14 protein-coding genes are annotated in these 15,132 nt (G+C 75.9%); 4 read left to right on the top strand and 10 right to left on the bottom strand.

Going from position 1 to position 15,132, the window contains the following annotated elements; genetic code table 11:
• Window positions 1-415 precede the first annotated feature (415 nt).
• The 5 genes from IE245_RS00185 to IE245_RS00205 all read right to left on the bottom strand — a co-directional run bounded on the left by IE245_RS00185 (window position 416) and on the right by IE245_RS00205 (window position 6,014).
• Window positions 416-1,222 (bottom strand): type III pantothenate kinase, encoded by an 807-nt coding sequence (locus tag IE245_RS00185; protein WP_169093168.1) that lies wholly within the window; start codon window positions 1,220-1,222, stop codon window positions 416-418.
• Window positions 1,222-2,235: a carboxylating nicotinate-nucleotide diphosphorylase gene (gene nadC / locus IE245_RS00190; protein WP_189944498.1), complete on the bottom strand. Its 1,014-nt coding sequence runs from the start codon at window positions 2,233-2,235 to the stop codon at window positions 1,222-1,224. Before nadC ends, IE245_RS00185 begins: the two co-directional genes overlap by 1 nt.
• Before the next feature lie 61 nt (window positions 2,236-2,296).
• The gene (locus IE245_RS00195; RefSeq protein WP_189944499.1) at window positions 2,297-3,973 is read right to left on the bottom strand and encodes an L-aspartate oxidase; all 1,677 of its coding nucleotides are present in this window, start codon (window positions 3,971-3,973) and stop codon (window positions 2,297-2,299) included.
• Window positions 3,970-5,040 (bottom strand): pantoate--beta-alanine ligase, encoded by a 1,071-nt coding sequence (gene panC / locus IE245_RS00200; protein ID WP_189944500.1) that lies wholly within the window; start codon window positions 5,038-5,040, stop codon window positions 3,970-3,972. The genes IE245_RS00195 and panC overlap by 4 nt, the downstream gene beginning before the upstream one ends.
• The gene (locus IE245_RS00205; RefSeq protein WP_189944501.1) at window positions 5,037-6,014 is read right to left on the bottom strand and encodes a Rossmann-like and DUF2520 domain-containing protein; all 978 of its coding nucleotides are present in this window, start codon (window positions 6,012-6,014) and stop codon (window positions 5,037-5,039) included. Before IE245_RS00205 ends, panC begins: the two co-directional genes overlap by 4 nt.
• Window positions 6,015-6,152: 138 nt before the next feature.
• Here IE245_RS00205 and IE245_RS00210 point away from each other — a divergent pair, with 138 nt between their 5' ends.
• Window positions 6,153-7,412 carry a threonine aldolase family protein gene (locus IE245_RS00210; RefSeq protein WP_189944502.1) on the top strand — a complete coding sequence of 420 codons (1,260 nt, stop codon included), beginning with the start codon at window positions 6,153-6,155 and terminating at the stop codon, window positions 7,410-7,412.
• Window positions 7,413-7,583: 171 nt separating this feature from the next.
• Here IE245_RS00210 and IE245_RS00215 read toward each other — a convergent pair whose 3' ends face one another.
• Window positions 7,584-7,811, bottom strand: a complete 228-nt coding sequence (locus IE245_RS00215; protein WP_189944503.1) for a hypothetical protein — start codon at window positions 7,809-7,811, stop codon at window positions 7,584-7,586.
• Between the two features lie 100 nt (window positions 7,812-7,911).
• Between IE245_RS00215 and IE245_RS00220 the strand changes: the two genes are divergently transcribed.
• Entirely contained in the window at window positions 7,912-9,003 is a 1,092-nt protein-coding gene (locus IE245_RS00220) for a DUF5937 family protein (RefSeq protein ID WP_189944504.1), read from the top strand.
• A gap of 26 nt (window positions 9,004-9,029) precedes the next feature.
• Here the strand turns inward: IE245_RS00220 and IE245_RS00225 are convergent, their stop codons facing one another.
• Complete coding sequence (locus IE245_RS00225; protein WP_189944505.1) at window positions 9,030-9,704, bottom strand: response regulator; 675 nt, start codon at window positions 9,702-9,704, stop codon at window positions 9,030-9,032.
• A 35-nt stretch (window positions 9,705-9,739) separates the two neighbouring features.
• Entirely contained in the window at window positions 9,740-10,942 is a 1,203-nt protein-coding gene (locus tag IE245_RS00230) for a sensor histidine kinase (protein WP_189944506.1), read from the bottom strand.
• A gap of 96 nt (window positions 10,943-11,038) precedes the next feature.
• Between IE245_RS00230 and IE245_RS00235 the strand changes: the two genes are divergently transcribed.
• Together IE245_RS00235 and IE245_RS00240 are read left to right on the top strand one after the other, a co-directional pair.
• Entirely contained in the window at window positions 11,039-12,037 is a 999-nt protein-coding gene (locus IE245_RS00235; protein ID WP_229851001.1) for an SAM-dependent methyltransferase, read from the top strand.
• A gap of 150 nt (window positions 12,038-12,187) precedes the next feature.
• Complete coding sequence (locus IE245_RS00240) at window positions 12,188-13,330, top strand: NADH-quinone oxidoreductase subunit D (RefSeq protein WP_189944507.1); 1,143 nt, start codon at window positions 12,188-12,190, stop codon at window positions 13,328-13,330.
• A gap of 13 nt (window positions 13,331-13,343) precedes the next feature.
• Here IE245_RS00240 and IE245_RS00245 read toward each other — a convergent pair whose 3' ends face one another.
• Both IE245_RS00245 and IE245_RS00250 read right to left on the bottom strand, forming a co-directional pair.
• The gene (locus IE245_RS00245; protein WP_189944508.1) at window positions 13,344-13,829 is read right to left on the bottom strand and encodes a GNAT family N-acetyltransferase; all 486 of its coding nucleotides are present in this window, start codon (window positions 13,827-13,829) and stop codon (window positions 13,344-13,346) included.
• The gene (locus tag IE245_RS00250; protein WP_189944509.1) at window positions 13,826-15,013 is read right to left on the bottom strand and encodes a hypothetical protein; all 1,188 of its coding nucleotides are present in this window, start codon (window positions 15,011-15,013) and stop codon (window positions 13,826-13,828) included. Before IE245_RS00250 ends, IE245_RS00245 begins: the two co-directional genes overlap by 4 nt.
• Between the last annotated feature and the right edge of the window lie 119 nt (window positions 15,014-15,132).

Here is a 15,132-nt window from a genome sequence, read left to right on the forward strand (position 1 = left end):
GCGACGATACGCGCTAATCGGACAAATTTCGCTTAGCGATCATCCGACGCGCCGGTACGAGATCCCTTCCACCTGCGAAAACGCCGCCCGCCCGCGAAGGCGCCGTCGCGGTGGCGACGGTCCGCACGCGACAGGCCCGACGGCCGGGCGCACACGGTCCCCGCGCCCACGCGCGCGTGCCCCGGCGGCAGCGACCGCCCGCCGCGACGGGGCGACCGGGGCGCGACGGGGCGACCGGGGCCCGTCCCGCCGCCCACGCGCGCGTGCCTCCCCGTGCGGCGGCCACGGGCGGGCGGCCGAGGGCGGGTTCGCCCGCAGGCGCCGCCGCGTGGGGCACCGCCTTCGCGCGGCCCGCCCGGAGGGGCCTCGCGCCCGTCCGGGCGCTGGGGCCGTGTGGGCGCTGGGGCCGGGCGGGTCACATGCGGGAGACGTTGCGTTCGTAGACCAGGCGGAGACCTATCAGGGTGAGCCAGGGTTCGTGGCGGTCGATCTCGGCCGAGTCGCGGAGGACCATCGGGGCGAGGCCGCCGGTGGCGATCACCGTCACCGTCGAGGGGTCGCCCTTCGGGCCGACGAGTTCGCGCTTCATCCGGGCGACGACCCCGTCGACCTGGCCCGCGTACCCGAAGACGATGCCGGACTGCATCGCCTCGACCGTGTTCTTCCCGATCACCCCGCGCGGCCTGACCAGCTCGATCTTGCGGAGCATCGCGCCCTTCACCCCCAGCGCCTCGACCGAGATCTCGATGCCGGGGGCGATCGCGCCGCCCGCGTACTCCCCGCGCGCGGTCACCGCGTCGTACGTGGTCGCCGTGCCGAAGTCGACGACGATCGCCGGACCGCCGTAGAGCTCGACCGCCGCGACCGCGTTGATGATGCGGTCCGCGCCGACCTCCTTGGGGTTGTCGGTGAGGATCGGCACGCCCGTCTTCACGCCGGGCTCCACGAGGACCGCCGGCACGTCCCCGTAGTAGCGGCGGGTCACCTCGCGGAGCTCGTGCAGGACCGAGGGGACCGTGGCGCAGATCGCGATCCCCTCGATCCCGTCGCTCAGCTCCGCGCCGAGCAGCGGGTGCATGCCCATCAGGCCCTGGAGCAGGACCGCCATCTCGTCGGCGGTCCTGCTGGGATCCGTGGAGATCCGCCAGTGCTCGACGATCTCCTCGCCGTCGAAGAGCCCGAGGACCGTGTGCGTGTTGCCGACGTCGATGGTGAGGAGCATCAGTCGCGCACCTCGCGCAGGTCGAGGCCGATGTCGAGGATCGGGGAGGAGTGCGTCAGGCCGCCGACCGCCAGGTAGTCCACGCCGGTCGCCGCGTACGCCGCCGCGTTCTCCAGCGTCAGCCGGCCGGAGGACTCCAGGACCGCGCGGCCGCCGACCAGGGCCACGGCCTCCTCGGTCTCGTCCGGCGTGAAGTTGTCCAGCAGGATCAGGTCGGCGCCCGCGTCCAGCACCTCGCGGACCTGGTGCATCGTGTCGACCTCGACCTCGATCGGCAGCTCGGGGAAGGCCTCGCGGACGGCCTGGAAGGCCTCGGCGACACCGCCGGCCGCCACCACGTGGTTGTCCTTCACCAGCGCCGCGTCCGACAGCGACATCCGGTGGTTGACGCCGCCGCCGCAGCGGACCGCGTACTTCTCCAGGGCGCGCAGGCCCGGCGTCGTCTTGCGGGTGTCGCGCACCCTGGCCTTCGTGCCCTCCAGGACGTCCGCCCACGCGCGCGTGGCGGTGGCGATGCCGGAGAGGCGGCACAGGATGTTCAGCGCGCTGCGCTCGCCGGTGAGCAGGTCACGGGTGCGGGCGGTGACGCTGAGCAGCAGGTCGCCGGGCTCGACGCGCTCGCCGTCCTCCCGGTGCCGCTCGACCTCGAACTCCTCGGTGCAGACGATCGACAGGACCGCCTCCGCCACCCGCAGACCGGCGACCACGCCGGCCTCCCGGGCCACGAAGTCGGCGGTCGCGACGGCGTCCTCGGGGACGGTCGCCACGGTCGTCACGTCGACGCCGCCGTCGAGGTCCTCGGCGATCGCCAGGTGGGCGATGTCCTCGACCTGGACGGGGTCGAGGCCGGCGTCGGCGAGCAGCTGGGCGAGCGCGGGGTCGAGCCCGCACTCGTACTCCTCCGCGTCGCCGCAGCCGCAGCCGTCGCCGCAGCCGCCGGACTCCTCGTACGAGTTGATCTGGATGAGAGGGACGTCCACGGGCTCGGGACGGGCTTCCTCGGGCGTGCTCACGGCTGCTGCTCCCTGGGGGTGACGGGGCTTCGGGGGGTTACGGGGATGCGGGAGCCCCGGGTCACGGGGCTTCGGGGGTCACGGGCGGGAAGTCCGCGCCCTCGGTGACGCGGACCACCGGGCGGCGGTCGGCGGCGATCCGGACGACCAGGTGGCGGCGCCACTTCTCGTCGTCCCGGTCCGGATGGTCCTCCCGCCAGTGGCAGCCGCGGGTCTCCTCGCGGGCCAGGGCGGCCGCGGCCAGGACCCGGGCGACGCACAGCAGGTTGGTGGTCTCCCAGGAGTCCACGCCCGGCTCGGCCGCCTTGCGCTCCTCCTCGGCGTCCTGCCGGAGCGCTTCCAGGGCGTCGGCGGCGTCGGTCAGGGAGGCGGCCGAACGCAGCACGCCCGCGTCCCTGGTCATGATCCGCTGGATCTCCCGGCGGACCTCGGGGGCGAGCAGCGTCAGCACCGTCGTCCCGGGGTCGGTCCTGACCACGCCCTCGCGGTGCGGGCCGTGCGCGGCGATGTCCTCGGCGATCCGCTCGGCGAAGACCAGGCCCTCCAGGAGCGAGTTCGAGGCGAGCCGGTTGGCGCCGTGCACGCCCGTGCAGGCGACCTCGCCGCACGCGTACAGGCCTGGGACGGTGGTGCGGCCGAGCAGGTCGGTGCGGATGCCGCCGGAGGCGTAGTGGGCGGCCGGGGCGACCGGGATCGGGTCGGTGACCGGGTCGATGCCGTGCGCCCGGCAGGCGGCCAGGATCGTCGGGAAGCGCTGCTCCCACATCTCGGCGCCGAAGTGCCGGGCGTCGAGGTACATGTGCTCGGCGCCCTGCTCCTGCATGCGGCGGGTGATCGCCTTGGCGACGATGTCCCGGGGCGCGAGCTCGGCGAGCTCGTGCTGCCCGAGCATGAAGCGGACGCCGTCGGCGTCGACCAGGTGGGCGCCCTCGCCGCGTACCGCCTCGGAGACCAGCGGCTGCTGGCCCTCGGCGCCCGCGCCGAGGAAGAGCACGGTCGGGTGGAACTGGACGAACTCCAGGTCGGAGACCTCGGCGCCGGCCCGCAGCGCGAGGGCGACGCCGTCGCCGGTGGAGACGGACGGGTTGGTGGTGGCCGAGTAGACCTGCCCCATGCCGCCGGTGGCGAGGACCACGGCGGGGGCGCGGACGGCGCCGACGCCGTCGTGCTGGCCCTCGCCCATGACGTGCAGGGTGACGCCGGCCGTGCGGCCCTCGTCGTCCTTGAGGAGGTCGAGGACGAGCGCGTGCTCGATGGTGCGGACGCCCTGGTCGCGGATGGCCTCGACCAGGGCCCGGGAGATCTCGGCGCCGGTGGCGTCGCCGCCCGCGTGGGCGATCCGGCGGCGGTGGTGGCCGCCCTCGCGGGTGAGGGCGATCTCGCCGTCGTCGGTGCGGTCGAAGTCGGCGCCGGTGGCCATCAGGCGGCGGACGGCGTCGGGGCCCTCGGTGACGAGGAGGCGGACGGCCGGCTCGTCGCAGAGCCCGGCGCCGGCGACGAGGGTGTCGTCCAGGTGCTGCCCCGGGGTGTCGCCCTCGCCGAGCGCGGCGGCGATGCCGCCCTGGGCCCAGCGGGTGGAGCCGTCGTCCAGGTTGGCCTTGGTGACGACGACCGTACGCAGCCCGGCGGCGGAGCAGCGCAGGGCGGCCGTCAGTCCGGCGACGCCCGAGCCCACCACGACGACGTCCGCGTCGATGGCCCAGCCGGGCGCCGGGGCGTGCAGTCGTATTCCGGTCACGAGGCGGCTCCCTGGGAGGCTCCGAAGGTCAGCGGGACGTTGTCGATCAGCCGGGTGGTGCCGACGCGCGCGGCGAGCGCCAGGATCGCCTCGCCCCGGTGGCCGTCCTCGACCTCGGTGAAGTCGGCGGGGTCGATCAGCGCCAGGTAGTCGAGGACCAGCGGCGGCTCGGCCTTCGCGGCCTCGTCGAGGACGCTGCGGGCCGCGGCCCGGACGGCCTCGGCGCCGCCGCCCTCGGCGGCCTGCGCGACCGCGTGCGCGTCGGCGGCGGCCCGGGCCTCGCCGAGCCGGGACAGCCCCTCGGCGCGGTTCCCCGCCCGCCCCTGGGCGCCGGGCAGGGAGACGGCGCGCGCGTGCAGCGCCTCCTGCGCGGCGAGCCGGTCGCGGGCGGCGAACAGGGCCCGGGACAGGGCGAGGGCGGTGTGCCGCTCGGCGGCCGACAGGTAGCGGTTGCGGCTCGACAGGGCGAGCCCGTCGTCCTCGCGGACCGTGGGGACGCCGACGATCTCGACCGGGAAATTCAGGTCCCGCGCCATGCGCCGGATGACGGCCAGCTGCTGGGCGTCCTTCTGGCCGAAGAAGGCCAGGTCGGGCCCGGTGAGGTGGAGGAGCTTGGCGACGACGGTGAGGACGCCGTCGAAGTGCCCGGGCCGGGAGGCGCCCTCCAGGAGGTCGCCCATGGGGCCGGCGGTGATCCGGACCTGCGGCTGCCCGCCGGGGTAGACCTCGTCGACCGAGGGCGCGAAAACGACGCTCGCGCCGGCGGCGAAGGCCAGCTCCAGGTCGGCGTCGAGGGTGCGCGGATAGCGGTCGAGGTCCTCGCCGGCGCCGAACTGGAGCGGGTTGACGAAGACGGTGACGACGACGAAGCCGTCCGCGCCGACCCGCTCGCGGGCGGCCCGGATCAGGGTGGCGTGCCCCTCGTGGAGGGCGCCCATGGTCATGACGACGGCGTTGCGTCCGGGCGGGCCGCCGAAGCCCGCACGCGCGCGTGCCAGTTCCGCGACCGTGGAGACCAGCTCCGCCGGCGCGTGGCGCCCGGGGTTCTTCCGGTCGGTCAGGGTCATCGGTCGTCTCCTCGCGGCCCGTCGGCGGGGCCGGTCGTGTCGGCGGGGCCGGCCGGGCCGGCGGCGGGGTCGGCGGCGAGGACGCCCAGCAGGTCCTGGGCCAGTTCCGGCTTGAGCAGGCCGTGCGCGAGGGCCCGGTCGGCGGTCGTCCGGGCCATCGCCAGGTAGCCGGCGACGGTGCCGGGCGCGTGCTTGCGGAGCTCGGCGACGTGGGCGGCGACCGTGCCGGCGTCGCCGCGCGCGACGGGGCCGGTCAGGGCCGCGTCGCCGGACCGCAGCGCGTTGTCGAGAGCGGCGCCCAGGAGGGGGCCGAGCATCCGGTCGGGGGCGGCGACGCCGGCCGTGCGGAGCAGCTCCATCGACTGGGCCACCAGGGTGACGAGGTGGTTCGCGCCGAGGGCGAGGGCCGCGTGGTAGAGCGGCCGGGCCTCCTCGGCGATCCACTCGGGCTCCCCGCCCATCTCGATGACCAGCGCCTCGGCGGCGAGCCGCAGCTCCTCGGGCGCGGTCACCCCGAAGGAGCAGCCGGCGAGCCGCTGCACGTCCACGGCGGTGCCGGTGAAGGTCATCGCCGGGTGCAGGGCCAGCGGGAGCGCGCCCGCGCGCCGGGCCGGGTCCAGGACCCGGGCGCCGTACCGCCCCGAGGTGTGCACGACCAGCTGGCCGGGCCGGACGGCGCCGGTCCCGGCGAGCCCCTCGACGAGGCCCGGCAGGGCGTCGTCCGGGACGGTGAGCAGGACGAGGTCGGCGAGCGCGAGCACCCGCGCGGGCTCCACCACCGGCACGTCCGGCAGCAGCGCGGCGGCCCGGCGCCGGGAGGCGTCGGAGACCGCGGAGACGGCGACGGGGCGGTGTCCGGCGAGCCGGAGGGAGGCGGCGAGCGCGGGGCCGACGCGGCCGGCGCCGACGACTCCGACGGTCAGCCGGGCGGGCCGGTCCTCGGCCCTGGGCTCTGGCGCTGCGGGTGCGTTCACGGTGGTTACGGGCCTTCCGTTCCAGTCCTCGGCGGGTACCGGACGATTTCTCGTCATGCTACGCCAGCGTTTCGTCCCTCCTCCCGGCCGCCCGAAACCCGCGGGCGGGGGCGCGGGCGGCGGTGTGATGATCTCTCCATGAACAGGGATCAGCTGCCACCGGAGACGCCCGGAGAGGTGACCGGCGGGGTACGGGGCGAGGTGACCGGCGGGGCGGCCGGGGAGGTGGCCGGCGGGCACGGCGCGGAGGCTCCCGACGAGGCCGCGGCCCGGCGCTACCGGGCCCGGGTGTGGGGCGGGGCAGCGCGCTCGCTGTGGCGCCCGTCCGTGGACGGCACGGTCGGCGCGCGGCTGCGCGAGCTGGCCGAGTGGACGGACGCGGCGGGCCTCGCGGACGCGCTCCCCGACACGTACGGCGACGGTCTCGTGGAGGTCCTGGAGGGCCGGGTCGCCGAGGAGCTGGGGATGGAGGCCGCCGTCTTCTTCCCCAGCGGCACCATGGCCCAGCAGGTGGCGCTGCGCTGCTGGGCCGGGCGCACCGGCAGCCCGGTCGTCGCGCTCCACCCGCTCGCCCACCCCGAGGTCCACGAGGACGACGCCTTCACAACCGTGTCGGGGCTGCGGACGGTCCACCCGACGGACGCGCCCCGGCTGCCGACGGCCGAGGAGGTACGGGACCACCCGGAGCCCTTCGGGACGCTGATGCTGGAGCTGCCGCTGCGGGACGCGGGCTTCGTGCTGCCGTCCTGGGAGGAGCTGACCGCGACCGTCGGGGCGGCCAGGGAGCGGGACGCGGTGGTCCACTTCGACGGCGCCCGGCTGTGGGAGTGCCCGACGCACTTCGGACGCCCGCTCGCGGAGATCGCCGGGCTCGCGGACAGCGTGTACGTGTCGTTCTACAAGTCCCTCGGCGGGATGTCCGGGGCGGTGCTGGCCGGGCCCGAGGAGCTGGTGGCGGAGGCCAGGGTCTGGCTCCACCGGTACGGGGGCCTGCTCTTCCAGCAGTACCCTGCCGCGCTCACGGCGCTGCGCGGCCTGGACGCCGAGCTGCCCCGGCTGCCCTCGTACGTGGCGCACGCGCGCGTGGTCGCGGAGGCGCTGCGCGAGGCGCTCGCCGGGAAGGACGGTCCCGGCTGGTTCCGGATCCATCCGGAGGTGCCGCACACCCACCAGTTCCAGGTGTGGCTGCCGTACGAGCCGGACGTCCTGACGGCGGCGGCGCTGGCCCTGACCGAGCGGACCGGGGCGTGTCTCTTCCGCCGCTGGTCCGCCCCGGGCGCGGGCGGCCCGCCGGGGACCGCGTACACCGAGGTGACGGTGGCCGGGGCGGGCCTGGAGTGGACGGCCGGGGACGTCGGGCAGGCCGTACGGGACTTCCTGGCGCTCGTCGAGGGCTGAGGCGGCGGCCGCCCGGGTCGTACGGCCGAGGCCCGGTCAGGGCCACCCGGACCGAACGGCCGAGACCCGGTCGCCACCCGGGTCGTACGGCCGAGACCCGGTCAGGAGCCATCCAGGTCGTACGGCCGAGACCCGGTCAGGAGCCATCCAGGTCGTACGGCCGAGACCCGGTCAGGAGCGGCCCGGCGGGCGGCGGAGGCCCAGGCGGGACAGGAGGCGGGCGCGGGCCCGGTGGAGGGGGCCGGTCGCGGGGCGGCCGGCGAGCACGCGCGCGAAGCGGCGGTGGTCGCGGAGTTCGCGGAGCACGGCCAGGTCGCGGGTGCCGGGGGCGGGCGGCGCGGGCTCGCCCCGCCGCGCGGCCCGGTAGCTGTCGAAGAGGTGCTGTTGCAGCGCGTCCATGGGCTCACCCTGGGCCCGCCCCCGCCCGGCCCGCGCGCCGATTGACGGCCCCCGTCAATCGGCGCGACGGCCGCCCGGGGGCGTCCCGCACCATGGGGGCGTGAGCGTGACCATCGACATCACCGGCGTGCCGCCCGAGCGGATCGCCTTCAGCCCCTCGCCGCTGGCCGAGCTCGGCAACGCCGTCCACGTCCTCGCCGAACCGGGCCACCATCCCGCCCACCACGCGTGGGCGACGGCGACCAGCGCCGCGCTCGAACCCGGCCTCGCGGACCGCCTCCTGGAAGCCGACTTCATGTGGCGGTCGACCCGCTCGGACTTCCTGCTGCCCGCCCGGCCCCGCGAGACGCTGGCCGAGGAGCTCGACGACCTCGACCGCATCGACGACGAGACCTTCGTCGGCGCCGCCCTGGAGATCTCGTGCAGCCCCCGCTACGCCCGGGGCGGCATCCCGTCCCCGCTGGTCGACGAGGGGTCCCGCCGGCGCGCCCTGGACCTGGCCGCCGCGCGCGGCCCGCGCCAGGCCGCGTTCGCGGAGCGGATGATCACCGCGCCCACCGCCACGCGCGCGTGGCTCCGGCGACTCCTGGAGGACTGCGACGAGGCCTTCTTCGCCGACACCTGGCGGCGGGTCCGGGTCCAGCTCGCCGCCGACGCCCGCCACAAGACGGAGCTGATGCGCCGCAAGGGCCTCGCCGACGCCCTCGCGGACGCCTCCCCCGCGCTGTGCCTGGAGGAGGACCACGAGGGCCGCCGGATCGTGGTCGACAAGCTGGTGGAGGCCCGGACGGAGGCCAGGGCCGGGGCCCTGACGCTGGTGCCCAGCGCCTTCGGCCGGCCGCACCTCATCGCCCTCTACACGCCCGGCTGGCAGCCGGTGATCATGTATCCGGCGGCCAGCCGCGAGGTCGGCGGCCTGGAGTCCGTCGGCACCGTGGGGCTCCGTCTCGAAGCGCTCGCCCACCCGGCGCGGATGCGGATGTGCCGGAGCCTGGCGCGCGGCCCGTACTCGACGAGCGAGCTGGCGGACACCCACGGCATCACCGCCCCCGAGGTCTCCCGCCACCTGGCCGTCCTGCGGAAGGCCGGCCTGCTCACCACCCGCCGCCGGGGCCGCTACGTCCTGCACCAGCTCGACTTCTCCGTCGTCGCCCGCCTGGGCAGCGACTTCCTGGAGTCGGTGCTGCGCTGAACCGCCGGCCCGCCGGGGCTCCGCGGTCAGCCCTTGGCGCCGCCCGCGCGGACCAGGCCCGTCTCGTACGCGAGGACGACGACCTGCACGCGGTCGCGCAGGCCCAGCTTGGTGAGGATGCGGCCCACGTGGGTCTTGACCGTCGCCTCCGACAGGACGAGCCGGGCGGCGATCTCGCCGTTGGACAGCCCCTGGGCGACGAGGAGCATGACCTCGCGCTCGCGCTCGGTCAGCTTCTCCACCTCGCGGTGCTCGGGCTCGCGGCCGGAGGACGGCAGCATCGGGGAGAAGCGGTCCAGGAGGCGGCGGGTGGTCGAGGGGGCGACGACGGCGTCGCCGCTGTGCACCGAGCGGATCGCGCCCAGCAGCTCGCCCGGCGGCACGTCCTTCAGCATGAAGCCGCTCGCGCCCGCCTTCAGGCCAGAGAAGGCGTACTCGTCGAGGTCGAAGGTGGTCAGGATGAGCACCTTCGGGGCGTCGGGCGCCGCGCAGATCCGACGGGTCGCCTCCACCCCGTCGAGGCGCGGCATCCGGACGTCCATGAGGACGACGTCGACCTCGGTGGTCCGCAGCACCTCCAGGGCCTCCGCGCCGTCGCCCGCCTCCGCCACGACCTCCATGTCCGGCTGGGCGGCGAGCACCATGCGGAAACCGGTGCGCAGCAGCACCTGGTCGTCGACGAGCATCACGCGGATGGACATGGGGTTCCTTCGGTCTGGGGACGGGGCTCGGGCTCTCAGTGTGCGGGCTTGAGCGGCAGCAGGACGCTGATCCGGAAACCGCCGCCGGGCCGCGGTCCCGCGTCCAGGGTGCCGCCCACCATGCCGACCCGCTCCCGCATGCCGATGAGACCGTGGCCGCGCCCGTCGGCGCCGCCGTCCTCGTACATCTCCTGGGGCGCGCCCCGGCCGTCGTCCTCGACGAGGAGGCCGAGGCCGTCGTCGAAGTAGACGAGCCGGACGCTGGCGCCGGCGTCGGGGCCGCCGTGCTTGCGGGTGTTGGTGAGGGCTTCCTGGACGATCCGGTAGGCGGTCAGTCCGACGCCGGTGGGCAGCTCGCGCGGGGTGCCCTCGACGGCGAGGTCGACGGCGAGCCCGGCGCCGCGCACCTGCTCGACGAGCTCCTCGATCTGCTCCACGTCGGGCTGCGGCACGTACTCCCCCGCCTCCTGGTGCTCGCCGGTGCGCAGGATGCCGAGGAGGCGGCGCATCTCGGCGAGCGCCTGCCGGCCGGTGGTGGAGATGGTCTCCAGGGCCTGCTTGGCGGTGTCCGGGGAGGAGTCCATGACGTAGGCGGCGCCGTCGGCCTGCACCACCATCACCGACACGTTGTGGGCGACGACGTCGTGGAGCTCGCGGGCGATCCGGGCCCGCTCGGCCGCCACCGCCACCTTGGCCTGGGCCTCCCGTTCCCGTTCCAGCCGGGCGGCCTTCTCCTCCAGCTGGGCGAAGTAGGCGCGGCGGGTGCGCAGCGAGTCGCCGAGGACCCAGGCGAGGGCGAACGGCACGGCCATGATCACCGTGAAGAAGACCCGGGCGGGCACCGAGACCGTCTCCTCCAGCGGCCACCGCAGCTGGGAGAGCGGGGCGGCGCACAGGCCGCCGGCGAGGGCGAGCCGGGAGGCCCAGCGGGGGCCGTCGTGCGCGGCGACGGTGAAGACGATGACGAGCATGGCGAAGTCCGCCATGAAGACCTGGACGTCGAGGGCCAGCTGGACGACGCCGAGGGCGACGGCCAGCAGCAGCATCTTCTCGGGCATCCGCCGCCGCAGCGCGACGACCAGGGAGAAGAGCGTGGCGACCGCCCCGTAGCCGACGGCGTGGTCGAGGGCCGGGTACATCGACCCGATCCACAGCCCGGAGAACCCGAGGAGGACGACGGCCCAGAAGACGTCGACGCCCGTCGGGTGGCTGCGGATGAAGTCGTAGAGGCGCTGCACGTAACCCAGAGTAGGGAAAGCCCGCGGGCGGGGGATCAACCGAGCGGTCGATCCTCGCGGCGGGACCCGTACACCCCGGGGTGGAGACTGGGGCGCGTGACGAATGAGGTGACGGGCGGGACGGCACGGCCGCGGGGCGGTCGGGAGTGGCGGGGCTGGCGGGAGGCCACCGAGGAGGCGCTGTACGGCCCCGGGGGGTTCTTCCTGCGCCCCGAGGGCCCCGCGGGGCACTTCCGCACCTCGGTGCACGCCTCGCCGCTCTTCGCGGAGGCGGTGGCCGGGCTGCTCGTGGCGACGGCGGAGGAGCTGGGCACCGACGAGGTCGACCTGGTGGACGTGGGCGCGGGCCGGGGCGAGCTGACGGCCGGGGTGCTGGCGGCGGTCCCGGCGGGGCTGCGGGTGCGGGCGTACGCGGTGGAGCGGGCCGCCCGGCCGGACGGGCTGCACGCGCGCGTGCGGTGGACCGACCGGTTCCCCGAGGGCGTGCGCGGCCTGCTCTTCGCGAACGAGTGGCTGGACAACGTGCCGGTGGACGTCGCCGAGACGGCCGAGGACGGCACGGTCCGGTACGTGGAGGTCCGCGCCGACGGCACCGAGCGGCTCGGCGCCCCGGTCACGGGCCCGGACGCGGAGTGGCTGGCCCGCTGGTGGCCGTCGGCGGGGCCGGGCGGGCGGGCCGAGATCGGCCTGCCCCGGGACGAGGCGTGGGCGGCGGCGGTCGGCTCGCTGGCGGCGGGCCTGGCGGTGGCCGTGGACTACGGGCACGTACGGGACTCCCGGCCGCCCTTCGGCACGCTGACCGGCTTCCGGGCGGGCCGGGAGGTCCCGCCGGTCCCGGACGGCACCGGCGACCTGACCTCCCACGTGGCCCTGGACGCCTGCGCGGCCGCGGTCCACGCGCGCGTGCCGGCGGAGCTGACGACCCAGCGCGAGGCGCTGCGCGGCCTCGGCGTCTCCGGCGGGCGCCCGCCGCTGGCGCTCGCCTCGACGGACCCGGCGGCGTACGTGCGGGCCCTGTCCCGCGCCGGGGAGGCGGCCGAACTGACCGCGCGCGGAGGCCTGGGCGACTTCCTGTGGCTGAGCCAGCGGGTGTGAGCCGTCCGCGGTGCGGCGGTATCCACAGCGCCGTGCTTTTCCGCGGTGCGGAGGTATCCACAGCCCCGTGGTTTTTCCACAGGGCGGGAGTTGTCCACAGGTCGGGGGCTCGCCCGTCGGCGGGGCGGGTGGCGGGGGATACTGTCCGGCATGACGGAGACCACGGTCGGCATCGGCGGCGCGGCGGAGAGCACCGACATGGTGCTGAACATCGGCCCGCAGCACCCCTCCACGCATGGCGTGCTCCGGCTGCGGCTGGTGCTCGACGGCGAGGTGATCCGGCACGCGGAGCCGGTCGTCGGCTACATGCACCGGGGCGCCGAGAAGCTCTTCGAGGCGCGCGACTACCGCCAGATCGTCATGCTGGCCAACCGTCACGACTGGCTCTCCGCCTTCTCCAACGAGCTCGGCGTGGTGATGGGCGTCGAGCGGATGCTCGGCATGGAGGTGCCGGAGCGGGCGGTCTGGCTGCGGACGCTGCTCGCGGAGCTGAACCGGGTCCTGAACCACCTGATGTTCCTGGGGTCCTACCCGCTGGAGCTGGGCGGGATCACGCCCGTCTTCCACGCCTTCCGGGAGCGCGAGGAGCTCCAGACGGTGATGGAGGAGGTCTCCGGCGGCCGGATGCACTACATGTTCAACCGGGTCGGCGGCCTCAAGGAGGACCTGCCGGCGGGCTGGCTGGGCCGGGCCCGGCAGGCGGTCGCGGACGTGCGGTCGCGGATGGACGTCTACGACCGGCTCGTCCTCGGGAACGAGATCTTCCGGGCCCGCACCCGCGGCGTCGGCGTCCTGGCCCCGGAGACCGTGCACGCCTTCGGGGTGTCCGGGCCCATCGCCCGCGCCTCCGGCGTCGACTTCGACCTGCGGCGCGACGAGCCGTACCTGGCCTACGGGGAACTCCAGGACACCCTGCGGGTCGTGGTCCGGCAGGAGGGCGACTGCCTGGCCCGCTTCGAGTGCCTCCTCGACCAGACGCACAACTCCCTGGAGCTGGCGGACGCCTGCCTGGACCGGCTCGCCGAGCTGCCGCCCGGCCCGGTCAACCAGCGGCTGCCGAAGGTCCTGAAGGCGCCGGAGGGGCACACGTACGCCTGGACCGAGAACCCCCTGGGGCTGAACGGCTACTACCTGGTGTCGAAGGGCGAGAAGACCCCGTACCGGCTGAAGCTGCGCTCGGCCTCGTACAACAACATCCAGGCGCTGGTGGAGCTGCTGCCGGGGACGCTGGTCGCGGACATGGTCGCGATCCTGGGGTCGTTCTTCTTCGTCGTCGGCGACATCGACAAGTGACCGCCCGGGCCGCTCAGCCCCGGCGCATCACCACGTAGTCGCGGTCCTCCCGGGCGGGGCGGCGGCGGTCGACGACCGTCCAGCCCCAGCGGGCGTACCGGTCCCTCAGTTCCGGCACGTCGAGGGTCATGAGCAGCGCGGGCCCGGTCCCCGCGGCCGCCAGGAGGGCGTCGTGGAGGGCCCGGCCGAGGCCGCGGCCCTGGTGGGCGGGGGCGACGAGGAGTTCGGCGAGCTCGAAGGCGGGGTCCGCCCCGGAGAGGGCCGTGCCGGTCCAGCCGGCGGCGAGCCCGAGGAGTTCGCCTTCGGGGCCGAGGGCCGTCACCGCGTGGAAGCCGTCGCTCCGGGCGGCGGACTCCAGGAGCCGGTCCGCGGTCCGTACGGCGCCGAGCGGGGTGTCGTGCCAGGGGGCGCCGGCGAAGGCCTGGGCGCACAGGGCGATCAGCTCGTCGCGGCGGGCCGGGGCCTCCTCCGGGCGGAGGAGGCCGAGGCGGTGGGTCACCGGTTGACGGCGCCGCGCAGTTCGGCGAGGTCGAGCTGCTCGGTCTCGTCGTGCGCGGTCAGGTCGATGACCTGGCCGATCGGTCCGGCGGCGGAGGGGCGGGGCACCACGGGCTCCTCGTCGGCGCGCTCGGGGCGCGGGGCGACGGCGGCCGAGGCCGGGACCGGGGTGAGGGCGGGGCCCCGCGCCGGGAGGGCGGCGGCCGCGCGGGCCTCCTCCAGGACCTCCTCGCCCACCACGTCGGCGAGGTCGGTGCCCTCGACGGCCTCGATGGCCGCCTTGTCCGTACCGGCCCGCGTCCCGGCCCGGCCGGTCTGCGTCCCTGCCTGGCCGGTCTGCGTGCCGGTCTGCGTGCCGAAGAAGTCGAAGCCGCCCTCGGGGCGGGGGGCGGGCCGGCGGGCCGCGTACGGGGCGATCGCGCTGGCCGCCGGGACGGCCGGGGTCCGCTCCGGGGCCGCCGGGGGCAGGACCTTCGCGGTGGCCGCGGGGGCGAGCGCCGCCGGGGCGTCCTGGCCCGCCGGGTGGTCGTGCTCGGCGGCGTGCCGGCCGCGCGGCTCCTCCGCCTGCGCGGCGCGCTCGGCGAGGTCGCGGGCGCGGGCCGCCTCGGCGGTGCGGCGGGCCTGCTGGGCGGCGGCGTTGCGGGGCAGGTCGCGGAGCGCCTGGGCGGCGCGGCGGTACGCCTCCGGGGTGGGCGTCGACCCGCCGGCGGGCAGCTCCTTGGGGGCTTCGGCGTTGGCCTGGGCCAGGACGCGCTGCCCTTCGAGGGCGCTGGCGCGCTCGGTCTCGGCGGTCGCGTAGCGGCGCAGCAGGTCGGCGTGTTCGCCGCGCAGTCCGGCCAGTTCGACGCGCTTGGCGCGGAGCTTGGCGTCGAGGCGGATGCGCAGGGCGCGGGACTCCTCCAGGTCCGCCTCCAGTTCGGCGAGGCGCTCCTCGGCCTTCCACTGGTCGGCGGTGCGGGCGCGGGTCAGCTCGGCGACCTGGCGGCCGGCGCTGCGGTCCCAGCCGCGCATGAGGACGGCACCGGTGACGGCGGCCGCCGACGCCGCGACGGCGAGCAGCCGCACGACCACGAGTTCCCCGGGGATCCAGGCCGCCGCGGCGCAGACGACCGCGACGCCGGCGACCGCGGAGGGCGGCATCAGCTTGTGCAGAGGCGGGGAATGACGGTGGCGTCCACGTGGCATGGCCTGAAATTTACCGTGCGTAGGCGCGGAGTGGGGGGTCGGCCCGGCAATCATTTGGCCACTTCTCGTCAACGGAATCGGGCAGACCGCGTTCCGCTTCCGCTTCGGGCCGACTTCCC

The organism is Streptomyces roseolus (genome assembly GCF_014649855.1).
Lineage (GTDB): Bacteria > Actinomycetota > Actinomycetes > Streptomycetales > Streptomycetaceae > Streptomyces > Streptomyces roseolus.